This is a genomic window from Clostridia bacterium, from assembly GCA_017438525.1.
Lineage (GTDB): Bacteria > Bacillota > Clostridia > Oscillospirales > RGIG8002 > RGIG8002.
The window spans coordinates 1-14,896 of sequence record JAFRVI010000021.1 but is presented as its reverse complement, the minus strand read 5'-3'; the positions used below and the strand labels follow the sequence as shown (position 1 = coordinate 14,896).

12 protein-coding genes are annotated in these 14,896 nt (G+C 55.7%); 8 read left to right on the top strand and 4 right to left on the bottom strand.

What is annotated here, in order from left to right:
* A partial coding sequence (locus tag IJL83_01845) for a pyruvate:ferredoxin (flavodoxin) oxidoreductase (protein MBQ6552350.1) occupies positions 1–750 on the bottom strand: 750 nt, incomplete at its 3' end.
* A 493-nt stretch (positions 751–1,243) separates the two neighbouring features.
* Here IJL83_01845 and IJL83_01840 point away from each other — a divergent pair.
* The gene (locus IJL83_01840; GenBank protein ID MBQ6552349.1) at positions 1,244–4,576 is read left to right on the top strand and encodes a hypothetical protein; all 3,333 of its coding nucleotides are present in this window, start codon (positions 1,244–1,246) and stop codon (positions 4,574–4,576) included.
* A gap of 112 nt (positions 4,577–4,688) precedes the next feature.
* Here IJL83_01840 and galE read toward each other — a convergent pair whose 3' ends face one another.
* Both galE and IJL83_01830 read right to left on the bottom strand, forming a co-directional pair.
* Entirely contained in the window at positions 4,689–5,702 is a 1,014-nt protein-coding gene (gene galE / locus IJL83_01835) for a UDP-glucose 4-epimerase GalE (protein MBQ6552348.1), read from the bottom strand.
* A gap of 24 nt (positions 5,703–5,726) precedes the next feature.
* Positions 5,727–6,572, bottom strand: a complete 846-nt coding sequence (locus tag IJL83_01830; protein MBQ6552347.1) for a DNA-3-methyladenine glycosylase 2 family protein — start codon at positions 6,570–6,572, stop codon at positions 5,727–5,729.
* 152 nt (positions 6,573–6,724) lie between these two features.
* On the opposite strand from IJL83_01830, the gene IJL83_01825 reads away from it, so the two are divergent.
* The 6 genes from IJL83_01825 to nadE are packed head-to-tail and all read left to right on the top strand — an operon-like array spanning position 6,725 to position 13,016.
* The gene (locus IJL83_01825) at positions 6,725–8,074 is read left to right on the top strand and encodes a hypothetical protein (GenBank protein MBQ6552346.1); all 1,350 of its coding nucleotides are present in this window, start codon (positions 6,725–6,727) and stop codon (positions 8,072–8,074) included.
* A gap of 32 nt (positions 8,075–8,106) precedes the next feature.
* The gene (locus IJL83_01820) at positions 8,107–8,811 is read left to right on the top strand and encodes a response regulator transcription factor (GenBank protein ID MBQ6552345.1); all 705 of its coding nucleotides are present in this window, start codon (positions 8,107–8,109) and stop codon (positions 8,809–8,811) included.
* On the top strand, positions 8,793–10,220 hold the full coding sequence (locus IJL83_01815; protein ID MBQ6552344.1) for a HAMP domain-containing histidine kinase: 1,428 nt from the start codon (positions 8,793–8,795) through the stop codon (positions 10,218–10,220). Before IJL83_01820 ends, IJL83_01815 begins: the two co-directional genes overlap by 19 nt.
* A gap of 30 nt (positions 10,221–10,250) precedes the next feature.
* The gene (locus IJL83_01810) at positions 10,251–11,423 is read left to right on the top strand and encodes a DUF1385 domain-containing protein (GenBank protein ID MBQ6552343.1); all 1,173 of its coding nucleotides are present in this window, start codon (positions 10,251–10,253) and stop codon (positions 11,421–11,423) included.
* Positions 11,416–12,258, top strand: coding sequence for a peptide chain release factor N(5)-glutamine methyltransferase (prmC, locus tag IJL83_01805; protein ID MBQ6552342.1), 843 nt, complete (start codon positions 11,416–11,418; stop codon positions 12,256–12,258). Before IJL83_01810 ends, prmC begins: the two co-directional genes overlap by 8 nt.
* A 17-nt stretch (positions 12,259–12,275) precedes the next feature.
* Positions 12,276–13,016: an NAD(+) synthase gene (nadE, locus tag IJL83_01800; GenBank protein ID MBQ6552341.1), complete on the top strand. Its 741-nt coding sequence runs from the start codon at positions 12,276–12,278 to the stop codon at positions 13,014–13,016.
* Between the two features lie 9 nt (positions 13,017–13,025).
* Here nadE and IJL83_01795 read toward each other — a convergent pair whose 3' ends face one another.
* Complete coding sequence (locus tag IJL83_01795; protein ID MBQ6552340.1) at positions 13,026–13,346, bottom strand: DUF1540 domain-containing protein; 321 nt, start codon at positions 13,344–13,346, stop codon at positions 13,026–13,028.
* A 76-nt stretch (positions 13,347–13,422) separates the two neighbouring features.
* Here IJL83_01795 and mtnA point away from each other — a divergent pair, with 76 nt between their 5' ends.
* Positions 13,423–14,457 (top strand): S-methyl-5-thioribose-1-phosphate isomerase, encoded by a 1,035-nt coding sequence (gene mtnA / locus IJL83_01790; protein MBQ6552339.1) that lies wholly within the window; start codon positions 13,423–13,425, stop codon positions 14,455–14,457.
* Positions 14,458–14,896: the final 439 nt, after the last annotated feature.

Below are 14,896 nucleotides of genomic sequence, written 5' to 3'. Positions count from 1 at the left end.
GATCTTGTTCATGTAATCTTCGACCACAGCCGGGAAGGCGTCGTAATACTTGTTGCACGCCTCTCTGTGCTGGAAGAAGATGTCGCCGTTCTCGGCGGAGCCGCGGAGCACTGGGTGCTCGGGGTTGATGGAGCGGGCGCGGAACTCCGCGATCGCGTCCTTATCTATCATCTCTTCGAGGTCGGCGTAGTCCCAGACTTCGATCTTCTGGATCTCGTGGGAGGTGCGGAAACCGTCAAAGAAGTTGATGAACGGCACTCTGCCCTTGATGGTGGAAAGATGCGCAACGGCGCCGAGGTCCATGACCTCCTGCGGGTTGCTCTCGGCGAGCATCGCGTAGCCGGTCTGGCGGCAGGCGTAGATGTCGGAGTGGTCGCCGAAGATGTTCAGCGCGTGAGAAGCGACGCAGCGCGCGGAAACGTGAATAACGTTCGGCAGCAGTTCGCCCGCGATCTTATACATGTTCGGGATCATGAGCAGAAGTCCCTGCGAAGCGGTGTAGGTCGTGGTGAGCGCGCCCGCAGCCAAACTTCCGTGCACGGTACCGGCGGCGCCGGCTTCGGACTGCATCTCCATTACCTTGACCTTGTCGCCGAAGATGTTCTTCAGCCCGCTCGCCGACCAGGAATCGGTCAGCTCCGCCATAACGCTCGAGGGCGTTATCGGGTAGATCGCGGCTACTTCCGTGAACGCGTAACTGACGTGCGCGGCCGCGGTGTTGCCGTCCATGGATTTTCTCTGTCTTGCCATTTTTCTTCCTCCGTTTTTGATTATAGTAATGTGCTAAACATACAAAAAGTATTTTAGCACTCTTTCTCCCCCGTGTAAATGCTTTTTGTAAAAAATCCGAGAAAAATTCTTCACGTTAACGGGTGCATTATTTTCCCTCATTGATTTTTGTGTTTTTTTCACAAAAGTATTTACTTTTTTTCGCTCTCGTGGTATCATTTAAATAGATGTAAGTTATTGAGAGGAGTGTGAATTGAAGCGCGGGCGTACTGACGCCGTTCGTTGTTGAACAGAGGCGCCCACACAAGCTCACCGCGCGCCGAGACGTGCGGCGCATCGGCACCGCCGGAGCTTGGGGTATCCCGCCGCCTTTCGCGACAGGCGTGCGTGTGGACCGTGGCTGTTATCACCGTTCCCCGCAAAAACGCGGCGCGGTCTCTCCGACGGGTTCGATTCCCGCCGGGATTCTCACTTATACAGTTTTTTATTCCGCAGAAGAAAGGAAGGCAGTTTTATGTTCAAAAAAACACTCGCAATGATTCTCTCGCTGATGTTCGCGTTTTCCGCGTTTGGAATCGCAACGGTCTTCAGCGGAGTGATCACCGCAGGCGCGGTGTATTATGACTATTACAATTACATCAAGCTCCCCGGCTGGAGCGAGTTCACCTCGCAGGATCTGACCGAGATCTACAATCCCGGGCTGTCGCTCTCACAGGGCGACGTGCCCTCCTACGCTCCGGCGAACGTCGATAAGGTAACGAAAATCGACGTCATCAACAGCAAGCCCGGCGATTATCCCGGTCACATAACGATCGGTTCCTTCGTCGAACTCAACATCGGTGAGATAAACCCCGACAACAACCCCATCAACCTCCAGTGGTGCGCCAAGAAAGCGCCGTCCAGCGGCGCCTCCTTCGCAGGCGGACACGATTTCTCCGATGATACCGGCTTCTGCTTCTGGGTCGCTCACAACAACGAGGGAGAATGGATCGGCAACGTAAAAATCAACATTTTCTGTCTGCCGTACGCCGGCCCGACCGCTTATTACACCGGCGACGACCCGGCTATGGAAGGCGCGCTGAACGGCTTCTGCTTCGAAGCGAGCAAGACTCCCGACGCGGACGGCTACCTCTACTTCGATTTCAAAACCGACTTCGAGCAGATCGACTGGTTCTGGAAGCATGACGACGGAAAGAACTACTCTGTTTTCAGCGGCAACGGCAAGCGTCCCCTGCCCTACAACATACTCCCATACATCGACGCAATCACCATCACCATCGGCTCTGCTTCCGACGGCGACGTCTTCTACATCGGAGACTTCTGCGCCTACAGAGACTCACGCATTCATCCGGACGAACTCGGCGAAGCCATTGACGCTTTTGACGCGCTCGATCCGGAAGCGTACACCGAGGAAAGCTACGCCGACGCTACCGAAGTTTATCTGCGCGCTTATGAAATGCTCCTCGATGAAAACTTGCAGACCAAATACACTCAGCGCGAAGTCGACAACATGGCGAAAGAGCTTCTCGACGCGATAAAGGCGCTGCTCCCGATGTTCCCCGCGAGAGCGGAAGTGAAACTCAACGGTTTCGGAGTCTGGACCGATGAAGATCTCGAGGCGATAAGCGACGGCGGCGCTTCGCTCGACCCCGTCGTTTTCGCCGATGACGGCATCGGCCCCGAAGATTCCACCCTCGAGATCATCGCCAACGGCGACAGCACCTACGGCCCTCCCTATTACGGCTGGAGCTGCTTCAAATCCACACTCGACGATGACGGCGAAGAGGCCGCTGTAAAGAACCCCTTTGGCGCCGATCTGAGCGATACCGACGGTATCCGCTTCTGGCTCAAGAACCCCGCGGAGCTCGCTCCGTCCGCGATGCAGATCATAGTCGGCACCGCAGGCGAAGCGGAGTTCGTTGTTGAGGATTACGCTATCACGCGTCCGATGGATGCCGGCAAGGGTGGTTATGTTTACGCTTCCTGGAGCAGCTTCTACGAACTCAGCGAAACAGATGCCGAGATTTTCGACTACCTCGATCGGCTCGACTATATCGGCATTATGTTCGATGATCTGCGTCAGGTATTCTATTACGTCTCCGATTTGCACGCATACAACTGGAGCATGCAGAACGCGGATACACGCGAACTTGTAAGGGTTTACAACGAAACCCGCGCATACGTCGATACGCTCAACGAAGCCGACTACACCCCGCGCTCCTGGGAAAAGCTTCAGATTGCGCTCAATGAAGCAGAATCGTTATTCGAACGCTACGGCGTAACGCAGGACGAAGTCGACGCAGCGGTCTACGAGATCAGTTACAGAGTCAACAAACTCTTCCTGCTCGGACCCGGCGCTACGCTCGACGAGCTCAACTACCTCTATTCCCTGATAAGCTGCGCAAAGAACTACTGGCGCGGAAACTACGTCGCGACAACTTACAACAATCTGAAGGTAGCTTTCGAAACCGCCGAAGAAGCGATCGAAGACAACATCACCTCCGAAGACTGCCGCCGCATCTGCACAGACCTGGAAAACTCCATTGCCGGTCTTGTTCCCATCACTCACACCGGAACGATCGAAAAAGGATTCTTCAGCTTTGAAAGCTACAATGTCAGAAAAGACCTTAATGGAGCCACCGGCGCCATCGGCGACCGCACAAATGACGTAGATTACTCACTCGTCAAGCCCTCCGACGTCAGCATGATACCCGAGGGATACAGCCAGGCGCTTATGATGAAATCGCGCGTCGATATGTCCTCCGGTGAAGACGATGAACACGGTGTGCTTCAGTTCAAGTCGATGTATCGCACTAACAACAACACGGGCAGTCCGGTATTCATCACTCCCTCCAACGGTGACCCGCTCGTCAACGACCTGACCGGTTCCGACGGCTTCCTCGTCTGGGTCGGCGTCAACGACGTCAATCTCGTCTCCGAAGGCACATTCCGCGTCGGTATGTCAAACTGTGATATAAAACCGATATTCGAGATGCATGCTATCGATATCCCGCTCCCGCCCACCGGCAGCGGCTGGATATATATCCCTTGGAACTACTTTGACCATTATGACGAATGGACCAACGGCGAGCCGATCCGCCTTAACGATATACGCTTCTACATCTTCCGCTTCGACGGCAAGATCAAAGAGGGACTCGAGGTCTATATCACCGGACTTCAGGCGTATACCGGCACCGCGCATACGACCAACGTTCAGCCCGCCTTCTCCAACCTCACAGAAGGTCAGACGATAGACGTTTCCGCACAGGCGTTCAAGCCCGAATGGAACATGGGCAACGCGTTGCTCGACGGCAGATATTTCACCTACGGCGACAGCATAACCGATAACGGAGACCACACCATCAAGCTGATCAACGGCGACAAGACCACCGAGGTCAACTTCACTATCACCGGCGGCGAAACGGTTTATGAAAGGCCGATCGTTTACGGCGTTGCCAACGGCGGCGAATATGAAGAAGCCGTCACGCTGACATGGAACGTCGGTGAAGCCACGCTGAACGGCGAGGCCATCGAGCAGAACACCGTCGTCAGCGAGCCCGGCGAATACACCGTTCACGTTGTCAACGGCGATAAAGAAACGACTGTTACCTTCACGATCAAGGGCGAGACTCCTCCTCCCGTAAAGAAGGGCGACCCGACCAGCAACGGCAAGATCGAAGTCGATGATGCGCTTGCCGCGCTCCGCGTTGCGGCAAAGCTCGCGGAGCCCACGCCCGAGCTCCTCGCGACCTGCGACATTGACGGCAACGGCAAGATCGAGGTCGACGACGCGCTTGCGATCCTCCGCGTCGCAGCGAAGCTGGCGGACGAAAGTTCGCTCGGTTAAGATTTTCCGCTAAAAATCACAGCATTGCAAAAGCCGCGCTTCCGGTTGGAAGCGCGGCTTTATTGTCAATCGGTTTATTTGCTTTTTTTCTGAGCTATTGTTTACCTTGTCTTCAGTCTTCGCGGTATCCGTCGGGGTTATTCTTCTGCCAATTCCATGCATCGCGGCACATATCGACGAGATCCTTTTCCGCGTGCCAGCCGAGTTCCTTTTCGGCGAGCGCGGGATCGGCGTAGCACTCCGCGATGTCGCCCGGGCGGCGTTCGACTATGTCGTAGGGTATCTCAAGGCCGTTCGCCTTCTCGAACGCCTTGACGGCGTCAAGGACACTGTATCCCCTGCCGGTGCCGAGGTTATAAGTATAGATGCCGGCCTCTGAAAGCTTTTTCAGCGCCGCGATGTGTCCTTTGGCAAGGTCGACGACGTGAATGTAATCGCGCACTCCGGTGCCGTCCGGGGTCGGATAGTCGTTTCCGAAGACACGAAGGCGCTTCAGCTTGCCCGCCGCGACCTGAGAGATATACGGCATAAGGTTGTTCGGAATACCGGCCGGGTCTTCGCCGATCATGCCGCTTTCGTGCGCGCCGACCGGGTTGAAGTAGCGCAGGAGCACTATGCTCCAGCTGTCGTCAGATCGGTAAAGGTCGCGAAGGATGTCTTCTATCATCAGCTTCGTTCTTCCGTAGGGGTTGGTAACGGAAAGCGGAAACCCCTCGGTTATCGGCACCGAAGCCGGATCGCCGTATACGGTCGCGGATGACGAAAAGACAAGGCGTTTTGCGTCGTATTTGCGCATCATTTCAAGCAGATTTATCGTGCCGACTATGTTGTTGTGATAGTATTCGAGCGGCTTGGCGACGGATTCGCCTACCGCCTTCAGACCCGCGAAGTGGATAACGCCGTCCGGACGCTCGGCGGCAAATACCGTTTCCAGCGCATCGCGGTCGAGAAGGTCGACGCAATAAAACGAGAAATCCTTTCCGGTTATCTCTTTGACGCGTTCCAGCGCCGCGGCCTTTGAATTCACGAGATTGTCGACTACCACGACGCCGTGACCGGCGTTCAGGAGTTCAACGCAGGTGTGGCTGCCGATATAACCGGCGCCGCCGGTGATAAGAAGCTTCATATTCTTGCATCCTTTCGATGATTATTATTTGCCGAACTTATCGAGGTATTTCTCCTGCCTCGCCAGGACGAAAAGGTACTGCTGAGCAACGCCGGCGTAACCGCCGAAATGCCCGCGCAGGTCAATCGCACCGTCGTAAAGCACACGAACGACGCGCTTCATCCATACGTCCATCGGGAACGAGTCGAGCCGCCCGAGCCCGTAAAGCATCACACAGGCCGCCACCTTATTGCCGACGCCGGTGATGCCCTTCAGCGTGAGCATACACGTTTCCTCGTCCGCGGCTGCAGCGGCATCGAGGTCTATCTCGCCCGAAGCTACTTTTCGCGCAGCTTCGATTATGTAACGCGCCCGGTAGCCGCAGCGCAGCGGCGCGAGATCGTCTTCCGCAAGCGAAGCGAGTCGTTCTGCAGTCGGGAACGAGCTGACGCCGTCGCCGAGAGGTTCGCCGAAGCATCCGCACAGCGTTTCGACTATATTCTTGATTCGCGGAACGTTGTTGTTCTGCGAAATGATAAATGAGATGAGCGCCTCGAACGGCTCCTGCTTAAGTATGCGCAGTCCGCTGCAGGTCTTCATCGCCTCCGCTACGTAGGAATCGGCGGATATCACCCGCTCGATCTCCGCGTAGTCACGGTCAAGGTCGAAATACGACGCGACGGCGGCGGCAAGCGCCTCCGGATCGCAGTCTGCCGAGAAAAGCAGACCGTCTTCGCGTTCGGTGACGGTTATAAGCTTGTTGCCGACTGCGGCACGGAAGCCGTCTCCGCATGGACGCCATCGGAATGCCTGCCCGCAGTCAAGCGTCAGCGGCAGGTTGATCCCCGCGGAATCGCAGGATATACCGTCTTTTTCTCTTCGGAACTCCATCTACAATACTCCGGCCTCTTTTTTTATTATTCTACCACAAATCTCTCTTCTGTTCAATACATCATATAAAAATTTTTGTGTTTGCACTTGATATCACCGAATTCATTTGTTATAATTAATGTGTATAATTAGGAATGAAATCGGAGACGAGTATGTTCAAGAAAGCGATAATCCTAATACTGACGCTGGGGCTGCTTTTCGCAGCAGCCGGCTGTTCGCTTTATGAAGGTGAGATAAGCGACCTGTTCCAACCTCCTCGTTTAGGCGAGGAGCAGCAGGCGCTGCTTGACGCGCTCAAATCCGCGACCGGCGGCGAATACACACTCAAGCATCCGCACACCGGCAAGAACCGTTCCTCCTTCATCTTCGCTGATATGGACGGCGACGGCAAGGAAGAGGCGGCAGTTTTCTGCCTGCTCAGCGGAATGACGACAGTACAGCTTCACTTTTTCGACAGCGTGGATGAGAAATGGACTCACGTCACCGAAATCAACGCTGACTGTTCTGAGATTTACTGCTGTGAGCTCGCCGACCTCGACGGTAACGGCGCTTTCGAACTCGCCGTCGGCTGGGATATCTCGCTGAGCGAATCCACGCGCTCCGCTGAGACCTCCGCGAAGGGTCTGAGCATATACGGTTTCACGGATGAGGGATATAAGCAGTTATACTCCACTCCATACTCCTATATGCTTAAAATAAACCTCAACTCAGACGCCGCAGATGAGATCGCGGTCATTTCCACCAGCAGCGATCCGGACGTCGAGGGTGAAACGCCGACGACGTCCTTCACCGTAATAGAAAGCCAAAACGGTATCATCTCCGCAGACAAGTCGGTGGAGCTTTATAACGGCGTATCCTCTTACGTCAGTCTTATTAGCGGCAAGATAGGCGAAGGAATCCCGGCAGTCTTCCTTGACGCGCGACTGAACAGCGGCGAATACGTAACTCAGGTCATACAATACGGTACGCAATTAGACGTTCCCCTGTCGTTGCTCTTCCCCACTTTGAGCGACAACCCAACGCTTCGCGCAAGCGCTGTCCACTGTATGGATATAGATCAGGATACAATCATCGAATTCCCTGTATGCTCGCCGCTCCCGGACTATGACGCCGATTCACCCACGGTCCGCTACAGGACCGACTGGTGCACGTTTGAAAACGGACTTTTCACGACCGATATCAGCTCGATAGTCAGTCTTTCCTACGGTTTCTATATCAAAGTTCTCGAAGAGGACCGCAACACTCTGACCGTGGAAGTCAACCCCGAGGAAGCCCTCCATATAGTCCGAAAAGCCAACGGCAATCTTACCGGCGACCCGGTTTTCTACATAAAACGCTTTGCGGAGGATGACGGCGCAAACGCCGCCGCCGAGGGATACACAATTCTTTTCAGGAGCGGCGGATACATGATCACCGCTAAAACCGCCGCAGATGCGTTCAACGGACGCGAACTGACGATGGACGAAATCTCCAGGATCGTTTTCCCTCTTTCCGCAAACTGACAAAAACATTAACCTTCAAACAGGAGGCAGCTATGAAGAACATACTCGTTCTCGAAGATGAAGCCACGATACGCGACTTTATCGTCATCAACCTGAAACGCGCGGGCTACGATATCGTCGAGGCCTCGACCGGAGAAGAAGCGCTCAGCATTATTGACAGCAAGCCATCCGGCTTTGCGCTTTACCTTCTCGACATCAACCTCCCGGGTATTGACGGTTTCGCCGTATGCCGCAGCATCAGAGAGCGCACCGTGGATTCGGGCATTATCATGCTCTCCGCGCGTTCTCAGGAGATTGACCGCGTCAGCGGACTTATGCTCGGCGCGGACGATTATATAACCAAGCCATTCTCCCCATCCGAGCTCGTCGCACGCGTCGACGCGCTTTACCGCAGAGTCAGCGGCAAGTTCGAGCGCTCGGAGCGCGCCGGAGAAGACTTCAAGTGCGGGCGTTTCAGACTAATAGGACTGACCCGTACGCTCGTTAAGGATAAAGAACGCGTCGAACTGACGCAGGTCGAGTATCTGATGCTCAAGCTATTCTTCGAGAATCCCGACGTTGCGATCAGCCGAGAAACCATATCCGATACCGTTTGGGGCGACGGATATCACAGTGACCTGAAGGTCGTTGACGTAAATATACGCAGACTTCGCATGAAGGTGGAGGACGATCCCTCCGACCCGAGAACGATAATCAAAGTGTGGGGGTATGGCTACAAGTGGGTTTCAAAATCCTGAAATCCGGTATAACCCGCAGATGGGTTATCAATATCTTCACCATCGTGTTCGTTACGATATGCGTGCTTATCGTCGCGGGCTCTCTTGCCGTGCGCGGATACTATATTTCGTCCGCTAAACAGGCACTCATGAACAAGGCGGTAAGCGATGGGGCGTATTTCGAAAACCTTTATACAAAGGAGACAGACCTTATTGAAAGCGTCAGGTCTTACGTCGAAGACTTCTCACAAAAAGATAAGATCGAGCTGATGGTTGCCAACTCCGTCGGACACGTAACGCTGACGTCAAGCGGGTTCTCATCCGATACCGACTATCCGGAGGACGTTATGGCCGCCATCGCATCCGACACCGGCGATTTCGTCGGACAAAACTACTATGGCGAAAACGTGATTGCCGTTTCCCGCTCGGTAAAGGTCGGTGAAAACGTCGCCTGCGTACTGAGGTACGTTATTTCCATGCGCAGCATCCAGGGGCGCGTGCTCTCGGTCATACTGCTGCTTTCCGGCTTCGGTATACTGTTGCTGCTCGCCTGCTACTTCTCCGGAAGATACTTCGTCAAGTCTATAATAAAGCCGCTGTCCATGATAACCGACACTACTAAAAAAATTGCGCAGAACGACTTCTCCGTCCGCATAGACGACAAATACCCCGATGAGATCGGCGATCTTGCGCACGAAATCAATAATATGGCCGCCGCGCTCGGCGCCTCCGAAGCGATGAAAAACGACTTTACGTCCTCGATCTCGCACGAACTTCTCACGCCGCTGACCGCGATACGCGGATGGAGCGAAACGCTTTCCGACCCGAATATGCGCAGCGACGAGATGGTCGAAAAGGGCATGAAGGTCATTTCGGCGGAAAGCACGCGTCTTTCCGCGATGGTCTCCGAACTGCTCGACTTCTCCCGCCTTCAGAACGGCAACATGACGCTGAATATGACAAAACTCGATATCATTGCCGAGCTTGAGGAAACCGTCCTTATGTTCGAGGAAAGAGCTAAGAAGAATAACATTTCGCTGCTTCTGACCGCGCCGGACACCTGTTCTCCCGTCTTCGGCGACGCCGCGAGAATCAAGCAGGTCTTCGTCAACATCATCGACAACGCGATCAAGTATTCGCACCCCGAGGGCGGCAAGGTCGAGATAAACCTCTTTGAAAAGAAAGACCGCGTTTGCATAATATTTGCCGATGACGGCATCGGCATCTCCCCCGAGGATCTGCCGAAGATAAAGCAAAAGTTCTTCAAAGGCGCAAGCTCGCGCCCCGGCAGCGGGATAGGTCTGGCAATAGTGACCGACATCGTGAATCTGCACGGCGGCGAATTTGAGATCGACAGCGTACACGAAAAAGGCACTACCGTAGTGATAACATTCCCGATAATGCAGACCGCGCTGCAGGAGGGCAAATAACAGCATTTTCAGAACGGAGAAACGATAAATATGGCAAAGAAAAACAAAGTGTGCTATGCGAACGTGGGAGGTCAGGCGCTCATCGAGGGCGTCATGATGCGTTCGCCCGAAAAAACCGTTATGGCGGTCCGTCAGTCCGACGGTCACGTCGTTATAGAGGACGTGCCGCTGAAAAAGCGCGGTAAGGTATTCAAGTTCTTCTCGAAGGTGCCGTTCATCAGAGGCATCCTCGGCTTCCCCACCTCCATCGCGCTCGGATACAAGTCGCTGATGCGCTCCGCGGAGCTGAGCGGACTCGAGGATATCGAGGAGAGCGAAGAGCCGGGCAGGTTCGAAAAGTGGCTCAACAAGATCTCCGGCGGCAATATCATGAAACTCATCAGCGGTATCAGCGTATTTTTGAGCATTATCATATGCATCGCTGTCTTCATCCTGCTGCCCGGATTCCTCGCCAAGCAGCTCGGCCTGCTTTTCTTCGGCAGCAAGGACTACCCGCATTTCGACACCTACGTCACTATAATCCACGCGCTGCTGAAGATAATCATTTTCATCGGCTATCTCGCGCTTTGCGCGGTAATGAAGGACGTGCGCCGCACGCTCATGTATCACGGCGCGGAACACAAGAGCATCCACTGCCTCGAATCGGGGCAGGAGCTGACCGTCGAGAACGTCAGGAAATGCTCGCGTTTCCACCCCCGCTGCTCAACGTCGTTCCTGTTCGTCATGCTGGTTTTCAGCATCGCGTTCTTTGTGATGATGCAGCTGGTCTTCCCGCACATCGTCAACTGGGACAACCTCCTGCTCCGCTATCTTATAAACATCGCCTGCGTGCCGCTTATCATGGGCGTCGGCTTTGAAATAATCAAGTTCCTCGGCCGTTACAACAACTGGCTGACGAAGATCCTCGCCGCGCCCGGACTTTCGATGCAGTTCTTCACGACGAAGAATCCCGACGACGCGCAGATTGAGGTCGCTATCGCCTCCCTGTGCGCCGCGCTCGGCAGAGAGGTGCCGAACTTTGACCGCTGCGAAGCAAAGAGCGAAGAAGCTGAAGAAGGCACCGAAGACAAGGTTGCCGAAGCGGTCGAAAACGCCGGAACCGCCGACGCCGCAGGCGCGGCGGAAACCGCGGAATCGGCAGCGGAAATCGCGAATGAAGCTGCCGCCGAAGCGGCCGCCGCGGAGGAGCGCGAAGATGCCTGACGTCAGGACGGCTTACGAGCGCGTCTGCGCGCTGCTGGACTCCCCTTTCGTCGAGGCGCCGCAGTTTGAGGCAAAACTGATACTCTGCCGCTTCATCGGCGGAGAGCCGTCGGAACTGCCGCTGAAATACGCGGAAACGCTCTCCGACTCCGACTTCGCGGAAGCGTGCGCGATCGCGCAAAAACGCGCGGCCGGCGAGCCGCTGCAATACCTTCTCGGGCAGTGGGAGTTTATGTCGCTGCCCTTTTTCGTCGGTCGCGGCGTCTTCATCCCCTCGCCCGACACCGAGCACCTCGCGCAGACCGGTATCGACTTCGCGAGAAGCGCCGGAAAGCGCGTCCGCCTGCTCGATCTTTGCGCCGGAAGCGGCTGCGTAGGCATTTCCGTCGCGCACTATTGCAAAAACGTATACGCCGACCTCGTGGAGCTCTACCCCGCCGCGTTCGACTACCTCGAACGCAATATCGAGCTTTCCGGAAACGAACGCTGCAGCGCGGTTTTCGCAAACGCTCTTACCTTCACGAGTGAGGAAAAATACGATATCATCCTGTCTAATCCGCCTTACATTACCGCCGACGAGTACGCCGGGCTGCCGCCGGACGTCACGGCGCAGCCGGAAACCGCGCTCACAGACGGCGGCGACGGACTGAAATACTACCGCGTCATCACAAAAAACGCCGTCGCACTGCTCCGCGAAGGCGGCATGCTCGCCTTCGAGATCGGTTTCAAGCAATACGAACCGGTCGGCGCGATGCTCGCCGACGCCGGCTTCAGACACGTACACTGCCGCCGCGACTACGCCGGCCTGCGCCGCGTAGTATCCGGAATACTGTGAAAGAAAGGACTACCGCCATGAGAGATTACGCCGTCGAACTTGAAAAACGCGCCGCCTACGTCAAAGAGGTCATGGAATCCGCGCACGCAAAAGGCATCGTCTTCGGCAACAGCGGCGGAAAGGACTGCGCGCTCGTCGGAATCATCTGCCGCCGCGCAACCGAAAACGTTACCGGCGTTATGATCCCCTGCGGCATTGCAAGACATTACGGAAAGGACGCCGACGACGCCCGCGAGGTCGCCGATAAATTCGGGATCCGCACCGTTTCCGTCGACATAACCGAAGCGAGAAACGCGCTCGTTGACGGTATACAATCCGTAACGGAAATGAATTCCGGTGCGTTGACGAATATCGCGCCGCGTCTGCGCATGACTACGCTTTACGCCATCGGCGCGGCGACCGGATGCCTCGTCGCGGGGACCGGAAACCGAAGCGAACGCACCATGGGCTACTTCACCAAATGGGGCGACGGCGCGTACGACCTCAACCCGATATACGATCTGACCGTCACCGAGGTCTACGAATTCCTCCGTTTCCTTGACGCGCCCGCCGCGATTATAGAAAAAGCCCCGTCCGCCGCCCTTTTCGACGGGCAGACGGACGAGGCCGAAATGGGTATCACATACGCCGAGATCGACGAATATCTCCTGCGGGGTACGGGTACTCCCGAAAACGTCGCCCGCATCGAATCCGCGATGCGCGCGAACGAGCATAAGATAAAGCCCGTCAACGTTTATAACCCCGACGGAGTCAGATGAACCGCGCCGTCAGCGGCGCAGACGGAAGCTGTCGCACTCGGTATCGTAGCATTTCGTCGCCTTTCTGCCGGTAATGCTGACGGTCACGGCTTCGCAATCTCCGCGGTTGTTGTACGCGCAGTTCACGGCGTCGCATCCGATATCCGTCGCCGGCTCGGCGTCGAACGCGTTTATGGAGTTCTTAGCGAACATCTTTCTTTCGCCGAAGGACATACAGCAGGTCTCGCCGCAGTTCGTCGCGTTTTTGCCCGCCACGTCTACCTTCGGCAGACAGCACTGCAGATTTTCGTTGTTGACGCAGGTCCTTACGCCGCATCTTAAATTCGTCATTTTTATTCCTCCCGATTATTGTTATGCTTTTATTCTTTGCCGCTTTCGGCGCGTTATTCAGTCTTTTTGTTACGGAGTGATATTTTTGAAAGACACGCTTTGGCTCGACGACTCGAAAAACGCGCTGGTCATTATCGACCAGACGCTGCTTCCGAACGAGGAGTATTTCGCGGAGCTGACGACCACGGATGAGATCGCCGACGCGATAAAACGCCTGCGCGTCCGCGGAGCGCCCGCGATAGGAGTCGCCGCCGCCTGCGGCGCCTACCTCGCCGCGAAAAAGGCACTGCGCTGCGGAGCGGACTTCTATCCCGCCGTGCGCGGCGACATAGCGATTCTCGCCGCTTCGCGCCCGACGGCGCATAATCTCTTCTGGGCGCTGGAGCGCATGGAGAAAGCGCTCGCGTCATCGGATTCGCCCGCCGCTTCCGTCGCCGCGATGAAAGCCGAGGCAGAGCGCATCATCGACGAGGATATCGCCTCCTGCACCGCGATAGGTGAATACGGCGCGCCGCTTTTCCGCGACGGGATGCGCGTGCTTACGCACTGCAACGCCGGACGGCTCGCCGCCGTCCGCTACGGCACCGCGCTCGCGCCGATCTACCGCGCGGCCGAGAAGGGTGTCAATCTCAAGGTCTACGCCGACGAAACGCGCCCGCTGCTTCAGGGAGCGCGGCTGACCGCCTACGAGCTCTGCTCCGCCGGCATCGACTGCACCCTGCTCTGCGACAATATGGCCGCCGGACTTATGGCCAAGGGCGAGATTGACGCCGTCATAGTCGGAGGCGACAGAGTCGCGGCGAACGGCGACACAGCCAACAAAACGGGTACGCTTTCCGTCGCGGTCGCGGCAAAGCATTTCGGCATACCTTTTTACGTCGCGGTTCCCTATTCGACAATAGATCCGTCCTGCGCCACGGGAAATGATATAGTCATCGAACAGCGTTCGCCCGACGAGGTCACTACGCTGTGGTACGAGAAGCCGATGTCGCCCGCGGACGTCAAAGTGTACAACCCCGCCTTCGACGTCGCGCCCGGTGAGCTCATAACCGCGATAATAACCGACCGCGGACTGCTCCGCCCGCCGTACGCTTTTAATCCGAAAACGTGATATATACGCGATATATACGCGCTCTTCTCCGCCGTTCCGGCCGATCAACCGGAACGGCGGAGTTGTTTTGCGCGGTAACGCATAGAAGCGCGCGCTTCCGATCGCATTTCCGACGCCGCGATCATACCAGAAATTTTATGCAAAAAAACTGCGCCAAATATCACAAATCAGTAATTAAGTCACAGGATGACAAGACAATATATATTCGCCGATGTATTATAAATATGTACGATTATGTTCGGACACCCATATGCATAGGACTAATCAAAAACACTTAAGGAGGAAAAACAATGAAGAAATTGTTAAGCACGCTGCTTGCGTTCGCGATGCTGCTGGCGATGTTCAGCGGAATCGTCGTTTTCAACGCGTCCGCGGCTGAAGTGGAAATGCATATCCCCTTCATCAACCAGTATACGCTTTCACAGGCGCAGCAGATGGG